A 20,853-nucleotide genomic window follows, 5' to 3' on the forward strand; every position below is an offset into this window, starting at 1 on the left:
GTTAGTCATAACACCAAGGCGGACTCCGAGGGAAGCCCTCTCACGTCACGGGACGGGGGTGGGCTTCTAGAATCTCGACACTGCACCCACGCCGCCCGAAGGAACCTGGATGACCAGCGTCGACGAACCGGCACGACCCCACGGCAACGGGCGCCTGCGCGACGCCGCCCGGACCCGGGCCGAGATCCTCGACGTGGCGACGCTGGAGTTCGCCCGGGTCGGCTACGCCGGGGCCCGGGTCGACGACATCGCCGCCCGCACCAGCACCACCAAGCGGATGATCTACTACTACTTCGGCGGCAAGGAGCAGCTCTTCACCGCCGTCCTGGAGCGGGCGTACGGGGTGATCCGCGAGGCCGAGCAGCAGCTCGACGTCGAGCATCTCGACCCGGTCGCGGCCATCCGCCGGCTGGCGGAGCTGACCTTCGACCACCACGAGCAGCACCCCGACTTCATCCGTCTGGTGAGCATCGAGAACATCCACGAGGCCGAGCACATCGCCGCCTCCGAGAAGCTCGGGCGGATCGGTTCCCCCGCACTCGACGTGATCGGCCGCATCCTGGCCTCCGGACGGGAGTCCGGCCTGTTCACGGCCGAGGTGGACGCCGTGGACCTGCACGCGATGATCAGCTCCTTCTGCTTCTTCCGGGTGGCCAACCGGCACACGTTCGGGGCCCTGTTCGGCCGCGACCTGGTGGACCCGGCCCAGCGGGAGCACTACCGGGCCATGCTCGGCGACATGGTGATCGCCTATCTGACGGCGGAGCGCGCGACGGACTGACCGGGGGACCGATCCGGCGGGCCGACCCGGCCGGCCGTGCGGCAGGGCCGGTGCCGCAGGCCCGGTGCGCCAGGCCGACCGGTGCGGCCGAGGACCCTCCGGCGCGCCGCCGCGACGGGCTCACCCGGAGCGCCGACCCGGCGTGCCGAGCGGCGCCGACCGGGCGGACCGGTCCCGGCGGAACGACGCGAGGCCTCCGTCAAAGATCCTTCGGCGCCGCCTATTGACAGCGGAGAAACATCAGCGCAACATCCGTAGCCATCCGCTACTAACTACCCAGTGGGTTAATTAGCCGGGCACGCACCCGGCGCAGCCGCCCCGCACCCCAGGGGACCGGCCCTACTCCCCCTTGCCTCACTCCACGTACGTTGGAGTTCCCTCGAAGGAGCACGCCGTGTCCGTCCCCGCCGCACCTCCCGGCCAGCCGAAGAAAGCCGCCATGGCGGCCTGGATCGGCAGCGCTCTGGAGTACTACGACTTCTTCATCTACGGCAGCGCGGCAGCACTGATCTTCCCGAAGGTCTTCTTCGACGAGTCCGACCCGGCCACCGCGACCCTGCTGTCGCTGGCCACCTTCGGTGTCGCCTACGCGGCCCGGCCCGTCGGCGCGCTCTTCCTCGGCCACTTCGGCGACCGCGTGGGCCGCAAGAAGATCATGGTCTTCACGCTCATCCTGATGGGCGTCTCGACGTTCCTCATCGGCTGCCTGCCCACCCGCGCACAGGTCGGCACGCTCGCGCCCGTCCTGCTGGTGCTGTGCCGCGTCCTCCAGGGCATCTCCGCGGCCGGGGAGCAGGCCAGCGCCAACTCCATGACGCTGGAACACGCGCCGTCGGAACGGCGGGGCTTCTTCACCAGTTTCACCCTCAGCGGCACCCAGGGCGGCCAGCTCCTCGCCACGCTCGTCTTCATCCCGATCGCGGCCCTCCCCGAGAAGCAGCTGCTGTCCTGGGGCTGGCGGGTCCCGTTCTGGCTGAGCATCGCGGTCGCCGTGGCCGGCTACGTCATCCGCCGCAAGCTGGAGGAGACCCCGGCCTTCGCCGCCCAGCAGGCCACCGGTGAGGTCGTCAAGCTGCCGCTGGCGGTACTGATGCGCGACCACTGGGCGGACGTCCTGCGGGTGGTCGCGGGCGCGCTCGTCGCCTCGGTCAGCACCATCTTCACGGTGTGGGCGCTGGCCTACGCGACCAGCGACTCGGTCGGGATGAGCCGCACCTCCATGCTGTGGGTGGGCGCGCTGGCCAACGTGGTCGCGCTGGCGGCCATCCCGGCGTGGGCCACGCTCTCCGACCGCATCGGCCGCCGTCCGGTGTACCTGATCGGCGCGGCCGGCAGCGCGGTGATGATGTTCGCCTACCTGTGGGCCATCTCCACCGGCTCCTACCCGCTGATCCTGCTGCTGGGCATCGCCACCTTCGGCGTGGTCTACAGCGCCGCGAACGGCGTGTGGCCCTCCTTCTACGGTGAGATGTTCTCCACCCGGGTCCGCCTGTCCGGCATGGCGATCGGCACCCAGATCGGCTTCGCGGTGGCCGGCTTCGCGGTCACCTTCGCCGCGCAGATCGCCGGCCCGGACGGCGACGGCTGGTCCTCGGTGGCCCTCTTCACCGCGGCGCTGTGCGTCCCGCCGGTGATCGCGGCCCTGTCGGCCCGGGAGACCGCGAAGATCCCGACGGAGCAGCTGGGTGAGCGGGGGGCGCGCAAGGCGTCACAGCCGGAAACGGTTACCGCCTGATCCAGGGTCCGCCGCGGAGATTCGCCCCCGGTACTCCGTGACGTCGCAACTCCCTGAAACGTGACGGCGTAACTCTCCGAAACGGGATTTCCGTGGCTCCCGGTTCCGCGACTCCCGAGCCCCCGGCCGCCTTCTCGGCGCCGGGGGCTCGGCCGTGCGGGCCGGTGGGGCAGGGGGGCGACGGGTGGGAGGACGGGCATGATGACCGGCAAGGGGTGACGGGCAAGAGGTGACGCTCAGTCCTGGGAAACGCCGGGAACGGCCCCCTCGACCGCCGCGTCCAGCAGGGGAGCCAGCTCCGTCGCGACCGTCGTCAGGGCCCGGACGTCCCGTTCCGCCCGGGCGATCAGGATCGCTCCCTCCAGGGCGCTGATCATGAGGGTGGCGAGTGAGCCGGCCCGGGCCGCCGGGACCCCCATGCCGGTCAGGGCCTCGGCGACCGGGCCGGTCCAGGTGGCGAACGCGGCGGCCGCGGCCTCCCGGGTGGCGTCGCCGGAGGCCGCGCAGTCGACGGTCGCGGCGGCGACGGGACAGCCGGCGGCGAACCCGGACGCCGCGTACTCGTCCGTCCACTGGCGCACCATCGCGGCGAAGAGCCCGGCGGGAGTCGGCCCGCCGGCCCTCGCCGACTCGTCCAGGAATCGGGCCACGCGTTTGCCGGCGTAGCGGCCCGCCCAGTCCACGGCCTCGTTGACGAGCTGCTGCTTGCCGCCGGGAAAGTAGTGCTGGAGCGAGCCCCGGGGCGCACCCGCATGGACGGCGACCTCCCGCATTCCGGTCGCGCCGACTCCGTCGCGGCGGATGAGCTGGGCCGCGCTGAAGACCATCCGCTCACGGGGTCCGCGTTCGGGCACCGGCATGGTCGGCCTCCTCCGGGCTGGGGCACTCGCCGCATCCAGCGAAAGGGGAATCCTATGACCGCCGTCATAGGATTCGCTACTATGACCGCTGTCATAGGACACCGCGGTCACAGGACACAGGGAGAGGCAGGCGCCATGCAGGTCGGATTCATCGGTCTGGGCGTGATGGGGCGCCCCATGGCGCTGCGGCTGGCCCGCGCCGGGACGCCCCTCGTGGTGTGGAACCGTTCGGCGGCCCCCGCCGAGGCTCTGCGGGCGGCCGGCGCCGAGGTCGCGGCGGACCCCGCCGAGGTGTTCACCCGCGCCGACGTCGTGATCCTCATGCTGGCCGACGAGTCCGCCGTCGACACCGTCCTCGGCCGCGGCACCCCGGACTTCGGCCCGCGGGTCGACCGGCGCGTGGTCGTCACCATGGGCACGACCTCGCCCGAGTACTCGGGCGCACTGGAGGCGGACGTGCGCGCGGCGGGTGGCCGCTACGTCGAGGCGCCCGTGTCCGGCTCGCGGGTCCCGGCCGAGCAGGGCCGGCTGGTGGCGATGCTCGCCGGCGAGGAGGAGGCCGTGGACACCGTACGGCCGCTGCTCGCCCCCATGTGTCACGAGACGTTCCGCTGCGGCCCGGCACCCGGCGCGCTGCTGATGAAGCTCGCGGTGAACCTGTTCCTGATCACGCAGGTGACCGGCCTCACCGAGGCGTTCCACTTCGCGCAGCGGCAGGGACTGGACCGGCGGCTGTTCCTGGAGGTCGTGGCGGCCGGCCCCCTGGCGAGCGGGGTCTCGCGGATGAAGGCGCCCAAACTGCTGACGGGCGACTTCGCGGTGCAGGCCGCCGCGCTGGACGTCCTGAAGAACAACCGCCTCATCGCCGACGCCGCACGCGCGTGCGGCCTGGCCTCCCCGCTCCTCGACACCTGCCACGCCCTGTTCGAGGAGACCGTGGCCCTGGGCCACGCGGGCGCGGACATGGTCGCCGTCCTGCACGCCCTGGAGGCCCGCAGCGACGCCGGCCACGGCAACGGCTGAACTTGATCGCTGGTCGACGGCGCCCTGCCTGCTCCGGCCTGGACCTCGGCCAACCGCCGAGCCCGTAGGACTGGCACGGCCGGGGCGACCGTCACCCCCCGACGACACCCGCCTCTGGCGTGGGCGGATAGAGGTCGAGAACGATGTCGAGCCCCAGTCCGCCGACCTCGGCAAGCAGACGCGCCGGCAGCACGCAGCCTCCCTGACCGTTCTCACTGCCGAAACCGAGATACAGCTCCAGATCACAATCGGCGGACAGCCGCGTCAGCTCCTCACGACACCCGTCGACCAGTCGGACCAGTGCCGCGACATGCTCCTCGAGCCGGTTGCCGCTTCCCAGTCCACTCCGCCGGATCCAGACACTGCTCTCCCGCCGGTGACTGTCCGGATTTCGGGGGCTCATCAAGCTCCCCCGCTCGAACTGCTCGTCGGGGACGATCCCCAGACGAACCGAGATCTCCTCGGCACGGACGGTCCGGCTCGTGATGCGGATCGATCCGACCGACCACTTCGTCTCCGGCAACGGCGCACGCATCGTCAAATGTTCTGGCACGTGCTCACGATCGCAGGCCGGTCAGGGGCAGGCGAGTGCATTCCTCAGGCGGTCCCTGCAGCCTGCCCACCCGACAGAGGCCGGCCGCCCGGATGCACTACGGAGAGGTGATTGCCACCGCACATGGCAGTCATGGGCTCGTGTCCCGCGCACCCGCGAGGACCAGACGGTACGCCATATGCAGACGCTCACTCCCAGCCATCGGCGTAAGTTCCGCATTTCCACATACGGTTGCCGCGTTCCGTCCTTGACGTCCACTCCCGCTCTGCTACTCCTAGTAAATCCGAGCACTTCGTCGGGGGGCTGCATGTCCGCATCACGCTTTCGCGCGTCGATCAACGGCTTCTGGTGTCACAATGAAAGCTGGGACGACGCGTTCAACTGGGACGGAAAACATGACGAGGTCTTTATCGATGTCAACACGAAAGTCGTTGACGCGAGCGGATCCGTACTCCAGAACTTCGACAGTGAAAGCGAGTTGATGGGCGATACGTGGAGGCTGCCCAATCGCGTACAGGCGGGTTCCGCGTCCGACCGCGGTGGAATCGTCAGTGGCGACAAGTTTCCGCCGTCCCCCACTCCCTGGCTCCGTTCCGGTTCGCTCAACGCACGACGCTTCCCGCCGTACGCGATCTGGGAGGGCGATCTACGCCCAGGTCAGGACATGATCCTGCTGACCCCCACGATCTGGGAGTGGGATCCGGGCGCCGGGTTCTGGGACGGGTGGCTCGACTGGCAGGTTCAGGTCGATGCGAAGTACGGGCAACGAGCCAAGGAGATATTCGGCAAGATCTGGCCCGTTTCGACTCCCGTATTCGATGCGGTTTCGCTCGGCATCCAGACCGTGGGGTCGATGGCCGGGATATGGTCACCGTTCGGCAAGTCCATGCGGCGACCGATCGGAACTCGTCGCAGTCCGGACGGTCCGGACGGAACGCTGTTCAATCCGATCACGATTGCGCTGAACAGTGAAACGGCCGAATATCTGGTCGCGAACAACCTGCAGGGCTATGGCAACGGTATCGTCGAGTTGAGGTACGCCGACGACCCCTATCTGCGCGGGGTCTACTCTCTCTTCGTGCAGATCGAAAAGATTCGGGACGGAAGTGACGGGAAAGGCGGAATCAGCGGTTGGCGGGACGTCGACGGTGCAGACCGGGTCGTCTCGATGGCTGCCGCAGACGGCCGCCTCTTCGCCGTCACGGCGGACAAACGACTCTTGATCCGCGACTCCGTGGAGCGGGAAAGCAGCTGGACGCACATCGGCAGCGCGGTGGGAGACGCGGGGCTCGCGGCCACCGGCGGACGTCTGTTCTGCGCAACGCGGGAGAACGAGCTCTGGACACGCCAGGCATCGCCGATCGACATGGAGTGGACCCGCATAGGTCACGCCAACGGCGTCGTCGGCTTGACCGCCCTCAACGGATCCCTGTTCTGCGCCACGGGAAACAACCGGCTCTGGACTCGCGCGCCGATCCTCGCCGACGTCGACTGGAAGGACATCGGTCACGCCAACGGCGTGATGAGCCTCGGCAGTTCACTGTCGGATCTCCACTGTGTCACCAGCGACGGCAGGCTGTGGCGTCGACCGCCGAGCATGACGGACACACCGTGGACGGAGGTGGGACCCGCCCCGAAGACACATGCACTGGCCGGCACCTCCAGGGGCCTGTTCGCGGCAACCGAGGAGGGCCGCCTCCTGTTCAAGCTCATCCCTCCGCCGGGGTTCTGACAGCAGGCACGGCGCCGCGGTCGGGCCGCACCGGCCTACCCGTCGTTGGCCCCCTTGGGGATGCCGTACGCCCGCTCCACCCGGAGGCGCAGCACCAGGCGGCGGTCGCGGACCATGGCGGCGCGGTAGTCGTCCCAGTCGGGATGCTCGCCCGCCAGATCGCGGTAGAGGCGGACCAGTTCCTCCACGGTGGCGTCGTAGGGGTCCTTCGCGACCGGTGAGAGGTCGGCGGCACCCTCGGCGACCGTGTAGGCGCGGCGGTCGGTGGCCGTGACGTGGTACGACGCCCGGGGGTCGCGCCGCAGGTTGCGGGTCTTGGCGCGGTCGTCCGTGACGGAGATCCGGATGACGCCCTCGTCCGGGTAGTAGCGGTGGCTGACGTTCGACAACTGGGGGCGGCCGTCGCGCTTGAGGGTGACCAGTACCCCACCGCGGCCCTCGGAGAGCAGTGCGAGCAGCGCGTTCTGCGTCGTGTCCTGAGTCATGTCGACACAACCGGCGGCGCCCCGGGCCGCATTCCCCCGGGTCGCATTTCCCCCGCCTCGATCCGGCGTCCGAGCCGAGGCGTGGGTAGACACTGTCTACGTCAACCTGGTAGACAGTGTCTATGAGTGACCCCGAAAAGCCGGTACCCAAAGAGTCGGCCTCCGAGAAGCCGGACCCCGATCTGCGGACCCGTCTCGTCGACGTCGGCGTGGACCTGGTCTCCCAGGAGGGCGCCGGAGCACTCACCCTGCGGGAGATCGCACGCCGGGCCGGCGTCTCGCACGGTGCGCCGCGCCGCTACTTCCCCACCCATCTGGAGCTGCTGTCGGCCATCGCCCACCGCGGCTTCGCCCAGCTGGGCGCCCGGGTGTCGACGACCCTCGGCGACGGCACCGCCGGGCCTCGCGAACAGCTGACCGAACTGGCGCGCGTCTACCTGGAGTTCGCGCTGGGCAATCCCGGCATGTACGAGCTGATGTTCCGTCACGATCTGCTGGAAAGCGGTCATTTGAGGCTGCGGGACACCAGCCTCCCTTTGTTCGGCGTCCTGGTGGACCTGGTCGGCCGGGTCCGGCCCGACGCCGACGCCCGGTCGGTCGCCGGCGCGCTGTGGGCGAACCTGCACGGCATCGCCCAGCTCTGGCGCTGGGGAAGCCTCCAACTCGCCACGGGGACCGATGACTTCGTCCCCCTTCTGCGGACCGCCCTGGACGCGCATCTCGGTGCGGAGGCCGGCCGGTGAAGCGTTCCCGCCCCTCCCTGCCGCTCACGCTGGCGAGCAGCGTGGCCGGTGCCATGGTGGTCGCCCTGGACGGCACCGTGCTCACCGTCGCCCAGCCCACCCTGCGCCGCGACCTGGGCGCCTCCTTCACCCAGGTCCAGTGGACCAGCACCGGATATCTCGTCGCGGTGGCTGGCCTGTTGGTGTTCGCCGGGCGGCTCGGGGACCGTTACGGACACCGGCGCACCTTCGCCCTCGGCATGCTCGGCTTCGGCGCCGCATCGGCGGGCATCGCGCTGGCGCCGGACGTCGGCTGGGTGATCGGGCTGCGGGTCGTGCAGGGGGTGTTCGGAGCGCTGTTGCAGCCGGCCACCCTGGGGATGCTGCGGGCCGCCTACCCGCCCGAGCGGCTGCGGACACCGATCGCCGTGCGCACCGCGTCCATCGGGGTGGCCGCGGCGGCCGGACCGGTGGTGGGCGGCGCGCTGGCCACCGAGTTCGGCTGGCGGGCCGTGTTCCTCCTCAACATCGTGCCCGCGCTGGTGTTCGGCCTGCTCGCCCTCGCCTCCCGGGACCGCCCGGAAGGCCGGGGCCGAGGGGGCCGTTCGGGTCCGGCCGCCGGCGTCCCGCTCGACCTGCCCGGCGCCCTGCTGCTCGCCGTGGCCCTGGCCTGCCTGGTCCACACCCTCGTCGCCCTCCCCGGCATGACGTGGTCGGCGCCGGTCGCCCTCCTCGCCGGCGCCGCCTTCGTACGGCACGAGCGCCGGACGGGCTCCCCGCTGCTGCCGCCGGAGGTCGTGGGTTCGCGGGCGGTGGGCGCGGCGCTCGGTGTGCTCGTCGTCGCGTCCGCGGCCCTCAACGGCGGACTGCTGACCTGCGTCTACGTGCTCCAGGACGACCTGGGGCTGACCCCGCTGCGCAGCGCGCTGCTCAGCCTTCCGCTGGCGGTGCTGCTGGTGGCCGCCGCGCCCACCTCCGCCGTCCTGCTGCGCCGCTCCGGGGCCCGCGCCACGGTCGCCGGAGCGATGGTCGTCCTCGCCGCCGGGCTTCTCGTCCTCGCCCGGGCCTCGGCGCCGGTCGCTCTGTGCGCCGGGTTCGCGCTGGTGGGCGCCGGGTTCGGCACCGTGATGGTCGCGGCGACCCATGTCGTCGTACGACAGGCCCCCGCGGAGTCGGCCGGGGTGGCCGGCGGGTTGCAGCAGACCGCGATGAACGTCGGACCGGTGCTGGGGGTGGCTTCGGCGACCGTGCTCATGGACCTCGGGGCGACGCGCTCACCCCTGGCCGTACTGGCGTTCGTGGCCGCGGCGGCGCTCCCGGTCTGCCGGGCACTGCCGGGCGGTCCGCGGACCGCCCCCGCCCCCCTTCCCGTCGGTCCCCCGGCTGGTGGAAGCGACGCAACGCACACCGATCACGGCGCCGAAAGGGGTCCGCACACGCGTTCCCTACGCGACCATGAGGTCTGAGGTCGTCCGGGCGGGGTAGGCCGGGACCGCACCTTGAACAAGCGCACCGGAGGAAAACCATGGCACTGCTGCGGCAAGAGGTCGACCCGAGCGAGGTCGGGCTGGACGCGAAGGCGCTGGACCGGCTCGACCAGCACGTCGCCCACTTCGTCGACGAGGGGCGCCTGCCCGGGTTCCTCGTGGCCGTCTCCCGCGGCGGCCGGGTCGCCCACCTCACCACGCACGGCCACCGTGACATCGCGGCCGGGCTGCCGGTCGAGGCCGACACCCTCTACCGGATCTACTCGATGACCAAGCCGGTCACCTCGGTCGCCGCACTGATACTGGTCGAGGAGGGCCGGCTGGGCCTCGACGACCCGGTCGCCGACCACCTCCCGGCCTTCGCCGACCAGCGGGTGTACGTGGAGGGCTCGGGCGCCGACCTCACCACCCGCCCGGTCGGGCAGCCCCTGCTGGTGAAGCATCTGATGACCCACACCGCGGGCCTGACCTTCGCCTTCTACCACTGCCACCCCGTCGACGCCCTGTACCGCGAGGCCGGTCTGGAGTCGGCGGTGCTGCCGGGCTCGGACCTGGCCGGGACGGTGGAGGCGTACGCGCGGCTGCCGCTCCAGTTCGAGCCGGGCACGCAGTGGAACTACTCGGTGGCCACCAACGTCCTGGGCCGGATCATCGAGGTCGTCTCCGGCCGACCCCTGGACGAGTTCATCGCCGAGCGGATCTTCCGCCCGCTCGGCATGCCGGACGCCGGCTTCCAGGTCACCGACGAACAGGCCGGCCGACTGGCGGAGCTGTACAGCGACGCCGACAGCGGGGGGATCGAGCGGATCCTGGGCCTGCCGCTGTTCGGCCGCCCCCGGTTCCTGTCGGGCAGCGGCGGTATGGTGGCGACCGCATACGACATCCACCGTTTCAGTGAGCTGCTGCGCCGCCGCGGCGAGCTCGACGGCGTGCGCCTGCTCCAGCCCGAGACGGTCGACCTGATGACCCGCAACCACCTCCCCGGCGGCGCCGACCTGCGTACCTTCGGCAGCCGCCCCGCCCACGACGAACCCGGCAACGACGGTGTTGGCTTCGGTCTCGGGGTCTCCGTGGTGACCGACCCGAGCCGCACCCAGGCTCCCTCCGGGCTCGGCACCTACGGCTGGAGCGGCGTCGCCACGACCACGTTCTGGATCGACCCGAGCCGCGATCTGAGTGTCCAGTTCCTGACCCAGCTGAGGCCGCGGAAGTCCCTGAAGCTCTACCCCGAGCTCAAGCGACTGGTCCACGAGGCGATCACCGACTGACCGGCCCGTCAGCCCGCGACCCGTAGCGTGAACTCGAGCCCCTGGTGACCGAGTTCACGAAGCCATTCCTCGGAGCGCGGTGCCGTCTCGGCCGCGCGGCTCAGCCCGGGTGACAGGGAGCCGTCCAGGATGTGCCGGACGCCCAGAGCGAGCGGTCGGGAGACGCAGCGCGCCATCGCGCTCTCCTCCTCGTCGCCCTCCAGGTCCAGCAGGTAACTCCCGGACCACACCGTGCCGTTGCCGACGCCCTCGGCCTGATCGCCCGCGTCGCCGCCGTCACCCGTGCCGCTCCCGGGCACCCGCACCTCCAGCGACACGGCGAGGACCACGCGGTCGCGGTCGGCGTCCGTGGTCGGGTGGGCTGCCGCCAACTCCTGGGCCAGCGCGGCGATACCGGCGTCGTCGTCCGTCCTCAGCCGCTCGAAGACCGTGTCCCAGGCCCGCAGCCAGCCGTCCAGGCGCAGGGTGCCGCGTACGAAGGTCTGCGGCTTCCAGGCCCGTGGCAGCTCGTACTGCTCGATGAACGGAACGCTGTCGCGGTTGGGGTAGACCTCGAAGGTCTCGCCGTCGACGAGGTGCTCCCGGGTGGCCTCCCAGGGCCGGCCGACCACGGTCTCGGTGCCGTTCTCGACGTAACGCGCGGGCGAGCGCAGGGCGTTGAGGACGCCGAAGGGTGCCCAGCTGAAGCGGTACCTGAAGTCGTTGGGAACGGCCGGGATGCCTCCGCAGTACGAGGTGAGGCGGTACGTGGCCGCCGTGTCGTCGCCGATCGCCCGCCGGGCGCGCGCCACCAGGCTGTGCGCGAAGAGGTGGTCGATGCCCGGGTCGAGCCCGGCCTCGGTGAGAACGACGAGCCCGGCCGCGGTGGCCGCGGGCACCTGCTCCAGCACCGCGTCGGAGACATAGCTGGAGCAGGCGAAGTGGGCCCGCCGGGTCACGCACGCCGCCAGCAGCGCCGCGTGCTCGGACGCGGGCAGCATCGACACCACGACGTCCCCGGGCGCCAGTCGCTCGGTGAGCGCGTCGAGGGTGTAGGCGAGCGGCTCGGCGCGTCCGGTCAGACCCAGCCGGTCCAGGGCCTCGGCCGCCCGCTCCACCGTGCGGTGCCACAGCCGTACGCCGTCGGTGTGCTCGCACAGGGCGGCCAGACCGCTGCCCGTGGAGAGGCCGGCACCGATCCAGTGGACGGTACCGGTCGCCGGAACCAGATCAGTCACGGCCGAACTCCTCTTCTGCCACTCCGAGTTCACGGGTGGCGCGATCGAAGCGGTCCAGACAGCGGCCCCACGGTCCGGCGACGCCGAAGTCCATCAGCCGGGGCGTCAGGTCCGCCGAGAAGTCGACGCTGGACTCGCGCGGCAGCAGGGACGGCAGGTTGTCGATGGCGATCAGGTCGAGCGGGGGTTCCTTGCGCAGCCGGCGCACGGGGTCCGTCCACTCGGTGGTGCGGTCGTACACCGGCAGGACGTTGAGGGGTGAGCCCACGTCGCAGGTGACGTCGGAGAGGGTGCGCAGCCGGCGGGCCGGGTCGTCGAGGTCCTGCTCACGGACGAACGGCGGCACCGGGGTCGTGGCGAGGACGCAGTTGACCATCACGTCGTGGGCCAGCAGGGCGGGGCGGTCCAGGTCGCCGGTCTCCGCCAGGTCCCAGCAGGTGGGTTCGGCTCCGGCCGTGGCGAACGCGGCCCGCGCACCCCGGCCGCTGCGGCCCAGGGCGCCGACGACGAGGGCGGTGAAGGCCTCGTCACCGGCTGCCGGACGCAGCGCCTCGTCCAACGCGTCCTTGCCGGTGGGAAGCAGGGGGGCGGTCAGCCGGCCCCGGTGCTGGAGGACCGCCAGGGCAGCGCCCAGGTAGCCCGCCCAGAAGCCGAAGGCGGCGAGCCTGCGACCGTCGTCGTCGACCAGGTACTCCAGGTCCAGGAGCGCCCCTCCCCCGGCGGCGAACCGACGCAACAGCTGCGCGGCACCCGGCTGTTGCTTGTACGCGTGCCCGAAGAAGACATGACGGTGCCTCAGCTGTGCCGGTTCATCCGGGAGTTCCTTCAGGCCGAGGACGACCGCTTCGGGCGGCGCGGACACCCAGGAGCCGGCGGGGGCGATCCGGGCGCCGACGGCCTCGTACTCGCGCGCCGGGAAGACGCGCTGCGGGGAGTCCTCGACGGTCAGTTCCACACCGGCCTCGACGAGGCGGCGGGCGTCGTCGGGGACGACCGGGGTGCGCCGTTCGGTGGTGCGGACCTCGTGCCGCAGCCACAGGTGCAGTTCGGTCATACGCGATTGGCCTCCGGACGCGGGGCGTCGGCCGCGAAACGGTCGGCGCTCAGGGGGGTGACGTCCACGAAGGGTACGCGGCCGAGACACAGGTCGCGGACGACCTCGCCGACGGCCGGCCCCTGGAGGAAACCATGACCGGAGAAGCCGGTCGCATACAGAAAACGGGATACCGAAGACGCCTCGCCGATCAGCGCGTTGTGGTCCGGGGTGACCTCGTACAGCCCCGCCCAGCCACCCGTGCGGCGCAGGTCGAGCAGGGCGGGGGCACGGCGCTCCATGGCCGCGGCGAGCCGGGGGATCCACCGGTCGTGGGTGTCGGTGGCGAAGCCCGGCCGTTCGTCGGGGTCGGACATGCCGACCAGCAGACCGGGGCCCTCGCCGTGGAAGTAGAGGCTGCTGGTGAAGTCGATGGTCATGGGGAGGTCCGGCGGCAGGCCGGGGACCGGTTCGGTGACCGCGATCTGGCGGCGCAGCGGCTGCACCGGCAGTTCCACGCCGGCCATCGCGCCGACGGCCCGGGACCAGGCGCCGGCCGCGCAGACCACCGTGTCGGTGGTGACGCGGCCGAGCGTGGTCTGCACGGCGGTGATCGTGGCGCCCTGCCGTTCGATGCCGGTGACCGCGGTGTGCCGCAGGATGCGCGCCCCGTACCGGCGGGCGGCGGCCGCGTACCCGTGGACGACGGCCTCCGGGGTGCAGTGCCCGTCGTCGGGCGAGAACGCGGCCGCGAGTAACCCGTCGGTGCGGATCAGCGGGGAGAGGCGCCGCGCCTCGGCCGGGTCGATCATGCGGCTGGGCACCCCGAGCGCGTTCTGGAGCCGCACGCCCGCCTCGAAGGAGGCGACCTCCTGCGGCGTGGACAGCAGGAACAGGTAACCGACGCGGTGCAGCCCGATGTCGTACCCGGTCTCCTCCTCGAACCGGCCGAAGCTCTCCAGGCTGCGCGCCCCGAGCTGGATGTTCAGCTCGTCGGAGAACTGGGCGCGCACCCCGCCGGCGGCTTTCGAGGTCGAGCCCGCGGCGAGTTCGTCGCGCTCCACCAGCAGGACGTCACGGACGCCTGCGGCGGCGAGGTGGTAGGCGATGCTCGTGCCCATCACCCCGCCGCCGATGACGACTACCGAGGCATGCGTGTTCACCCGAGCGGCTCCTTGTCACGGCGGCACCGGCCCGTACGCCGGGACCGGGGCTGTCGTACGCCATGGCCGCCGTGATCCCTACCCGTCGGGGCGGCGGTCCCACCCGCGATCAGGACCAGTGCGCCACCGCGTCCAGGTGGGGCAGCCGGTGGTCCAGGCGCTCCCGCTTGGTACGCAGGTAGGTGATGTTGTTCTCGCACGGCTCGATCAGCAGCGGGACCTCCTCGGCGACCCGGATGCCGTTGTCCACCAGCGCCTCGCGCTTGCGCGGGTTGTTCGACATCAGGCGGACGGAGTCGACGCCCAGGTCGCGCAGGATGTCGGCGGCCACCTTGTAGTCGCGGGCGTCGACCGGGAAGCCGAGCGCGACGTTCGCCTCGACGGTGTCCAGGCCCTCCGCCTGCAACGCCATCGCCCGCAGCTTGCCGAGCAGCCCGATCCCCCGGCCCTCGTGCCCGCGCAGATAGACGACCACGCCGCGGCCCTCGGCGACGACCGCCCGCAGCGCGGACGCCAGCTGGTCGCCGCACTCGCAGTGCTGGGAGCCGAACGCGTCGCCGGTCAGGCATTCCGAATGCAGCCGGGTCAGTACGTCCTCGGTGCCGATCTCGCCGTAGACCAGGGCGACTTGCTCGTCACCGCGGTCGTGGTCCATGTAACCGACCGCCTGGAAATTCCCGTACACGGTGGGCAGGGGGGCATTCACCACGCGTTCCACACCGGTGCGCTGCGGGGTCTTCGTGCCGAGTACGCCAATTTTTTCTGTCATGATCTGGTTCCTAAGCAGAGACGAAGGGCCGGGAAGAAATGAGTGGTTCGGAAATACGGTCGGCGGCGTACGGACTGGTGCCGACGGACACGTCCGAGGACGTAAGGACCCGGGGTGCCGGCGTCTCGACACAGGTGGCGGTCCTGCCCGTCGGAAGCTTCGAACAGCACGGACCGTACCTGCCGTTGGCCACCGACACACTGGTCGCCTGTGCCATCGCCCGGGAGATCGCCGGGGCGTACCCGGTGCACCTCCTCCCGCCGGTGACCATCGCCTGCTCGCACGAGCACGCGGCCTGGCCGGGAACCGTCAGCATCTCCTCCGTGACCCTTCACGCGGTGGTACGGGACATAGCGGCGTCGCTGCGCCGCTCGGGCGTCGAGGCCTTGGTGCTGGTCAACGGACACGGCGGGAACTACGTCCTGGGCAACGTCGTCCAGGAGTCCTCCGCCGCAGGTGAGCGGATGGCCCTCTTCCCGGCCCCGGAGGACTGGGAGGCGGCGCTGGAGCGGTCCGGGGTGTCGACCTCGCTGCTCACCGACATGCACGCCGGGGAGATCGAGACGTCGATCCTGTTGCACGCCCACCCCGAACTCGTCCGGCCCGGTTATGAGTCGGCCGATTTCGTCGCGGACGACCGCCGTCATCTGCTCACGCTGGGAATGTCCGCCTATACCGATTCGGGCGTCATCGGCCGTCCTTCCCTGGGGTCCGCGGAAAAGGGGAAGGAACTCCTGGCGAGCCTGGCGGATTCCTTCGGCGCGTATTTCTCCTTGCTGACCACGGGAACTTCGACGGCTTCGGGAACCGAAATCCGTACCGCCGCGACCGGTGAGTCCGACGCGGGCGACGACTCCGGAGCGGGTGCCGCGACGTCGTCGTGACGCCGCTCGTCGAGCCCGGGGCCCGTCTTCGCGGCGGCCCCGGCCCGCAGCCCCGCGTACCAGCGGGCGACCAGCACGACCGCCCCCGGCAGCGCCGCCACGAAGCTGAGCACGCCGTACACGACGGCGACCGCGAGACCGGTGCTCGCGCCGAGCCCGGCGGCGCCGAACGCCCACGCGGTGACGCCCTCGCGGGGGCCCCAGCCGCCGACGTTCAGCGGCAGGCCCATGGCGAGCAGGGCGAGGACGGCGATCGGCAGCAGCTCGAGGACCGAGGCGTCGGAGCCGGCGACCCGCGCTGCCACGACGAACATCCCGAGGTGCCCGGCCAGTACGACCGCCGACGACACGGCGACGCCCGGCCCGTTGCGCCGCGACAGCAGTCCCTCGCGCGCCTCGGCCAGTCCCGCCCGCAGCCGGCCGCCGCGTCGCGGTGCCGAGGAGTTCATCCGGACGGCGAGGACGACGGCGAGCGCGCCCACGCCGGCCAGCAGGACCAGCGGGGCGATGTGCCGTACGTCCTGCATGACCGGGGAGGGCAGGGTCAGCAGGACCGTTACGCCTGCGACGGCCAGCACGAGCTGTCCCGCGGTGCGCTCCAGGACCACGGCCCGCACGCCGCGTCCGACGTCACCGGCGCTCTGCCCGTGCCGTACCGCGCGGTGCACGTCGCCGAGGACGCCGCCGGGCAGGGCCGCGTTGAGGAACAGCGCCCGGTAGTAGTCGGCGACGGCCGGGCCGAGCGGCAGCCGGATGCGCAGCCCGCGGGCCACCAGCGCCCATCGCCAGGCGCTGAACACCGTGGTGACCGCGCCGATCCCGAGCCCCACCAGCAGCGTCGGCACGTCGATCCGGCGCAGTCCGTCCATGAAGACGCCGGTGCCCAGCCGCCACAGCAGCACGCTGAGGATGGCGACTCCGGCGACCGTCCCGAAGTGCGTGCGGACGGCCCGGTTGCCGAGCAGGGCGCGCAGCCGGGAGGGCTTCTTCGCCCGCGGCCCGGTCACGATGACACCGATCCGGGCCTCGGACACGGCGGCGCCGGTGCGGGCCACCGAGGGGCTGCGCCGGGGCCGGCGCGCGACCGTCCTGACTCCCTCCGTCCAGCCGGCCGGCGGCGCGACCGTCACCCGGGGGCTCACCGTCTCCGCGCTCATCAGACCCCGCCCGTCGGCCGGGCCAGTGCCAGCAGGTCGCTGTGGTGGACGGTGACGTGCAGTTCGCCCGCCGCGCAGGCCGCCAGCCGGGCGGCCAGGTAGGCCTCGGCGCGCTCGGCCAGTTCGGGGCGCTCCTCCACGGCCGCGCCGACCCAGCCGCGCAGCCACTGGGCGGTCAGGCCCACGTTCTCGGGGCCGAGCCGCCACGGGCTCGGGTGCACCTTGACGGTCGCACCGTGGGCGGCGAACGCCTCGCAGGCGACGGTCACCGAGTCGGGGCCGAGGAGACCTCCGCGCCGCTGGTGGTCGTTGAAGGCGGCGGCGATCTCGTCGTCCAGCGGGTCCGGCGCGCTGAGTTCGACGCGTCCGGCGACCGAGAGGGTCAGCAGCGCCGGGCAGCCGGCGCCGGCACAGGCCGCGGCGAGCGTCTCGACCTCCTCGCGGGTGAGGACGTCGAGCAGCGCGGACGCGGTGACCAGCGAGGCGCCGAGCAGGGCGTCCGGGGTGAGGCGGGCGACGTCGCCGCGCCGGGTCTCGACGGTGACCCGGCTGCCGTCGGCGGCCGCCCGGGGCGAGGCGACGGCAGCGAAGTGCAGGAGGTAGGGGTCACGGTCGTGCAGGATCCAGTGCTGGGCGCCGTCCAGGCGGGGGGCCAGCCAGCGGCCCATCGAGCCGGTGCCGCAGCCCAGGTCGTGGATGGCGAAGCCGCCGCGTCCGGGCAGGTTGGCGAGCCGGATCCGCAGCGGGTCCAGCAGCTCCATCGACCGGGCGGCGGCGTCGGCGGGCTCGCGCAGCTCCAGCCACTCGGGGGCGTAACGGGGCTGCTCGTCCGGCCCGACGTCCCGCAGCCGCACGGTGGGCCGCTCCCCGGTGCGGCTCACCGGTCCGGCGCCGGCTATCACGCCGAGCACCGCGTCGTCGGCAGCGGAACCCTGCGGCTCCCCCGCGGGCTGCGCACCGGCCGCCACGGCGTGCGGCACGGAACCGGAACCCGTACCGGAGGCCGCCGCCTGCGTCACCGGGCCCGAGCCCACCGACCGCGCCGCGGACTCCGCGCCCGGTGTCACCGCGTGTGCCGCGGAGCCGCCGTCGGGGATCAGGGACTCCACCACGGAACCAGCCTCCTTCCGGACCGGCTGTGCCGGAATGCCGCCCACGCGTCGTGCCACGTCGGCCGGCGTCGCCGTCGTCTTCCTCATGCAGCCCTCCGGGGTTCGCTGGGAAGCCGGCCCAGGACGCCGGCCAGGCTCTGGGCGGTCGTCGCCCAGCCGTTCAGGGCCGCCCGGCGGCCCCGCGCGGCGGCCTTGAGACGACGTCGTACGTCGGCCTCGCCGAACCAGCCGCGCAGTTCGACCGCGAGGGCGGCCGGGTCCTCCGGCGGGACGAGAATGCCGGGGACGCCGCCGTCGGGGGCGCGGCCGACCGCCTCGGGCAGTCCGCCGACGTCCGTCGCGAGGACGGGGATGCCGCGGGCGAGTGCCTCGGTGACGGCCATGCCGTACGTCTCCGCGTAGGAGGTGAGGACCATCAGGTCGGCGGAGGCGTAGGCGGCGTCGAGCTCGGCGCCGGCCTTCGGGCCCGCCAGCTCCAGCCGGTCCTGAAGGCCGTACTTGGCGATCAGGCCGCGCAGATGGGCGACGTACTCCGGGTCCTGCCCGAGTCCGCCCACGCACACGCAGCTCCACGGCAGGTCTCTCGCCGCGGCCAGTGCCTCCACCAGCCGGTGCTGACCCTTGCGCGGGGTCACGGCTGCCACGCACAGCAGGCGCGACACGCCGTCGGTGCCGGAGGCGAGGGGCGCGATGTCGGCGCCGGGGGCGGCGGCATGCACGCGCTCGGGGGCGAGGCCGTGGTGGGAGACGAGGCGGCGCACCGCCCACTCGCTGGTCGCGACGACGGCCGGGACGGCCCGCAGCACGGCCCGCTCCTTGGCGTCGAGTTCGGCCGCCACCTCGGGGGCGAGGCCCCGCTCGTCACCGAGCGGCAGGTGGACGAGGACGACGAGCCGCAGTCGCTCCGCCTCGGGGGCGATGATCTCCGGGACCCCGCAGGCCACCAGCCCGTCGAGCAGGACGACCGTGCCGTCGGGGAACTCCCGCAGCGTCCGCGCCAGTTCCGCGCGGGCGGCCGCCTCCGGGCGCGGCCAGGAACCGGACACCTGGTGCTTGTGCACCTGCCAGCCGAAGCCGGGCAGGTCCAGGCACAGGCGCCGGTCGTAGGCGTTGCCGCCGCTCGGGTTCGCCGGGTCGTCGACACCGCCCGGCATCACGAACTGCACGGAGCGCAGGGACATGGGGATGATCCCGCCGATCTTGGGAAGCGCGACCTGCGCGGGCACGTACGCGAGCGGGGCCTTGGGCACGGCCGCCTTCTCCAGGGTCACGTCGGTCACAGCGCACGCTCGTAACTCGCCCAGGCGACGTGCGACTCGTGCAGGCTGACCGCGATGGCGGCGATGCCCCGGGCGCCCTCGCCGAGCGCGCCCTTGTGGATCCGCTCCGCGAGCCGGTCCGCGACGACCTTGGCCAGGAACTCGGTCGAGGTGTTGACCCCGGCGAAGTCGGGCTCGTTGTCGAGGTTGCGGTAGTTCAGCTCGCTGACCACGGCGCCGAGCTCCTGCGTGGCCAGCCCGATGTCGACGACGATGTTGTCGTCGTCCAGCTGCTCACGGCGGAAAGTGGCGTCCACGAGGAACGTCGCTCCGTGCAGGCGCTGCGCGGGTCCGAAGACCTCGCCGCGGAAGCTGTGGGCGATCATGATGTGATCGCGGACGGTGACACTGAACAACGGACGACCCTCCAGGTGCGGCGCCTCTGCTCCCCCCGGCCGTTGGCCGCCCGGGGGATGCCGTGTAGTACGGACCTTCACTTCCCCGTGTTCAGCCCGATCTCACTCTTTTCTCAGGTCAGGCGCTCTTGCCCGTACCCGACGCGGTGACACAGGGCCGGAATCTCGCCTGCCGCGAGCTTCGGCATCACGTCCGGCAACTCCTCGAAAGCGCTGTCTCCGGTGACGAGGGCGTCGAGCGCCGGGTCGGCCAGCAGCTCCAGGGCGAGCGCGAGCCGGTCGGCGTACGTCCGGCTGGAGCGTCGGGCCGGGGAGACGGTGCCGACCTGGCTGCTGCGGATGACCAGCCGCCGGGAGTGGAAGTCCTCGCCGAGCGGGAGGGAGACCTTCCGGTCGCCGTACCAGCTCAGTTCGAGGACGGTGCCCTCGGCGGACAGCAGCTCCAGGGAACGGGCCAGGCCCTGTTCGGTGGCGCTGGCGTGCACGACGAGGTCGAGACCGCCCCGGGCGTCCTCGGGGGAGGCGAAGTCGACACCGAGGGCCTCGGCGACCTTCGCCCGTGCCGGGTCGGCGTCCACCAACTGCACGCGGACGCCGGGGAAGCGGGCCAGCAGCGCGGCCACCGAGCAGCCGACCATGCCGCCGCCGACCACCGCGATCCGGTCGCCGACCAGCGGCGCCGCGTCCCACAGCGCGTTGACGGCCGTCTCGACGGTGCCGGCGAGGACGGCTCGCGGCGCGGGCACCGAGTCCGGTACGACCGTCACCGCCGACGCCGGGACGACGTACCGCGTCTGGTGCGGGTAGAGGCAGAAGACCGTGCGTCCGACGAGCGCCGCCGGTCCCTTCTCCACCACCCCGACGTTGAGGTAGCCGTACTTCACGGGCGCCGGGAAGTCGCCCTCCTGGAACGGCGCCCGCATCGCCGCGTGCTGGCTCTCGGGCACCCCGCCGCGGAAGACGAGGGTCTCCGTGCCACGGCTGACGCCGGACCACAGCGAGCGCACCAGCACCTCGTCCTCGGCCGGGTCGGGAACGACGACCTCGCGGATCTCTCCTTCACCCGGAGAGCTGACCCAGAACGCACGAGCGGTGACAGACATCGGCATCCTCCTGAACGATCGGCAACCGGCCCACGTACCGAGGTGTGCACAGTCCGCGCACAGTACGCGGCACTGATCATCTTTGTCATCTGGC

General features: G+C 72.1%; 19 protein-coding genes and 1 pseudogene. 8 read left to right on the forward strand and 12 right to left on the reverse strand.

What is annotated here, in order from left to right; translation table 11 throughout:
* Positions 1-109 precede the first annotated feature (109 nt).
* Together OG933_RS09220 and OG933_RS09225 are read left to right on the forward strand one after the other, a co-directional pair.
* Complete coding sequence (locus OG933_RS09220) at positions 110-781, forward strand: TetR/AcrR family transcriptional regulator (protein ID WP_020125720.1); 672 nt, start codon at positions 110-112, stop codon at positions 779-781.
* 394 nt (positions 782-1,175) lie between these two features.
* Positions 1,176-2,516, forward strand: a complete 1,341-nt coding sequence (locus OG933_RS09225) for an MFS transporter (protein WP_362526896.1) — start codon at positions 1,176-1,178, stop codon at positions 2,514-2,516.
* A gap of 236 nt (positions 2,517-2,752) precedes the next feature.
* On the opposite strand, the gene OG933_RS09230 is transcribed toward OG933_RS09225, so the two are convergent.
* Positions 2,753-3,376: a TetR/AcrR family transcriptional regulator gene (locus OG933_RS09230; protein WP_362526899.1), complete on the reverse strand. Its 624-nt coding sequence runs from the start codon at positions 3,374-3,376 to the stop codon at positions 2,753-2,755.
* 81 nt (positions 3,377-3,457) lie between these two features.
* Here OG933_RS09230 and OG933_RS09235 point away from each other — a divergent pair, with 81 nt between their 5' ends.
* Entirely contained in the window at positions 3,458-4,399 is a 942-nt protein-coding gene (locus tag OG933_RS09235) for an NAD(P)-dependent oxidoreductase (RefSeq protein ID WP_405626429.1), read from the forward strand.
* Positions 4,400-4,490: 91 nt separating this feature from the next.
* Here OG933_RS09235 and OG933_RS09240 read toward each other — a convergent pair whose 3' ends face one another.
* Entirely contained in the window at positions 4,491-4,952 is a 462-nt protein-coding gene (locus tag OG933_RS09240) for a DUF4279 domain-containing protein (protein WP_405626430.1), read from the reverse strand.
* A gap of 307 nt (positions 4,953-5,259) precedes the next feature.
* On the opposite strand from OG933_RS09240, the gene OG933_RS09245 reads away from it, so the two are divergent.
* Positions 5,260-6,684, forward strand: a complete 1,425-nt coding sequence (locus tag OG933_RS09245; protein WP_405626431.1) for a hypothetical protein — start codon at positions 5,260-5,262, stop codon at positions 6,682-6,684.
* A 35-nt stretch (positions 6,685-6,719) separates the two neighbouring features.
* Here the strand turns inward: OG933_RS09245 and OG933_RS09250 are convergent, their stop codons facing one another.
* Positions 6,720-7,169: a TIGR03618 family F420-dependent PPOX class oxidoreductase gene (locus OG933_RS09250; protein ID WP_362526910.1), complete on the reverse strand. Its 450-nt coding sequence runs from the start codon at positions 7,167-7,169 to the stop codon at positions 6,720-6,722.
* 122 nt (positions 7,170-7,291) lie between these two features.
* Between OG933_RS09250 and OG933_RS09255 the strand changes: the two genes are divergently transcribed.
* Genes OG933_RS09255 through OG933_RS09265 form a run of 3 tightly spaced genes read left to right on the forward strand, consistent with a single transcriptional unit; the run spans position 7,292 to position 10,646 of the window.
* Entirely contained in the window at positions 7,292-7,912 is a 621-nt protein-coding gene (locus OG933_RS09255) for a TetR/AcrR family transcriptional regulator (RefSeq protein WP_405626433.1), read from the forward strand.
* A gap of 53 nt (positions 7,913-7,965) precedes the next feature.
* The gene (locus OG933_RS09260) at positions 7,966-9,357 is read left to right on the forward strand and encodes an MFS transporter (RefSeq protein WP_405633308.1); all 1,392 of its coding nucleotides are present in this window, start codon (positions 7,966-7,968) and stop codon (positions 9,355-9,357) included.
* A 59-nt stretch (positions 9,358-9,416) separates the two neighbouring features.
* Complete coding sequence (locus OG933_RS09265) at positions 9,417-10,646, forward strand: serine hydrolase domain-containing protein (protein ID WP_405626435.1); 1,230 nt, start codon at positions 9,417-9,419, stop codon at positions 10,644-10,646.
* Positions 10,647-10,654: 8 nt separating this feature from the next.
* Here the strand turns inward: OG933_RS09265 and OG933_RS09270 are convergent, their stop codons facing one another.
* From OG933_RS09270 to ribA, 4 genes are all read right to left on the reverse strand, one after another.
* The gene (locus OG933_RS09270; protein ID WP_362526917.1) at positions 10,655-11,863 is read right to left on the reverse strand and encodes a saccharopine dehydrogenase family protein; all 1,209 of its coding nucleotides are present in this window, start codon (positions 11,861-11,863) and stop codon (positions 10,655-10,657) included.
* Positions 11,856-12,917: a saccharopine dehydrogenase gene (locus tag OG933_RS09275; protein ID WP_405626437.1), complete on the reverse strand. Its 1,062-nt coding sequence runs from the start codon at positions 12,915-12,917 to the stop codon at positions 11,856-11,858. The genes OG933_RS09270 and OG933_RS09275 overlap by 8 nt, the downstream gene beginning before the upstream one ends.
* Positions 12,914-14,059, reverse strand: a complete 1,146-nt coding sequence (locus tag OG933_RS09280) for an NAD(P)/FAD-dependent oxidoreductase (protein WP_405626439.1) — start codon at positions 14,057-14,059, stop codon at positions 12,914-12,916. The genes OG933_RS09275 and OG933_RS09280 overlap by 4 nt, the downstream gene beginning before the upstream one ends.
* A 109-nt stretch (positions 14,060-14,168) precedes the next feature.
* Positions 14,169-14,828 carry a GTP cyclohydrolase II gene (gene ribA / locus OG933_RS09285; RefSeq protein ID WP_267021599.1) on the reverse strand — a complete coding sequence of 220 codons (660 nt, stop codon included), beginning with the start codon at positions 14,826-14,828 and terminating at the stop codon, positions 14,169-14,171.
* 38 nt (positions 14,829-14,866) lie between these two features.
* On the opposite strand from ribA, the gene OG933_RS09290 reads away from it, so the two are divergent.
* Positions 14,867-15,712, forward strand: a complete 846-nt coding sequence (locus OG933_RS09290) for a creatininase family protein (protein ID WP_405626442.1) — start codon at positions 14,867-14,869, stop codon at positions 15,710-15,712.
* A gap of 143 nt (positions 15,713-15,855) precedes the next feature.
* Here OG933_RS09290 and OG933_RS09295 read toward each other — a convergent pair.
* The 5 genes and pseudogenes from OG933_RS09295 to OG933_RS09315 form a co-directional block, all read right to left on the reverse strand.
* Positions 15,856-16,869: pseudogene (locus OG933_RS09295) on the reverse strand (YbhN family protein); the annotation flags it as partial.
* Entirely contained in the window at positions 16,869-18,068 is a 1,200-nt protein-coding gene (locus OG933_RS09300) for a trans-aconitate methyltransferase (RefSeq protein WP_362526926.1), read from the reverse strand. The pseudogene OG933_RS09295 and the gene OG933_RS09300, both read right to left, overlap by 1 nt.
* Positions 18,065-19,261 (reverse strand): glycosyltransferase family 4 protein, encoded by a 1,197-nt coding sequence (locus OG933_RS09305; RefSeq protein WP_362526928.1) that lies wholly within the window; start codon positions 19,259-19,261, stop codon positions 18,065-18,067. Before OG933_RS09305 ends, OG933_RS09300 begins: the two co-directional genes overlap by 4 nt.
* Positions 19,258-19,656: a 6-carboxytetrahydropterin synthase gene (locus OG933_RS09310; protein ID WP_020125703.1), complete on the reverse strand. Its 399-nt coding sequence runs from the start codon at positions 19,654-19,656 to the stop codon at positions 19,258-19,260. The genes OG933_RS09305 and OG933_RS09310 overlap by 4 nt, the downstream gene beginning before the upstream one ends.
* A gap of 113 nt (positions 19,657-19,769) precedes the next feature.
* The gene (locus tag OG933_RS09315; protein WP_405626445.1) at positions 19,770-20,759 is read right to left on the reverse strand and encodes a zinc-binding alcohol dehydrogenase; all 990 of its coding nucleotides are present in this window, start codon (positions 20,757-20,759) and stop codon (positions 19,770-19,772) included.
* Positions 20,760-20,853 lie beyond the last annotated feature (94 nt).

The sequence above is a fragment of the Streptomyces sp. NBC_00016 genome, assembly GCF_045040885.1.
Taxonomy (GTDB): domain Bacteria; phylum Actinomycetota; class Actinomycetes; order Streptomycetales; family Streptomycetaceae; genus Streptomyces; species Streptomyces coriariae.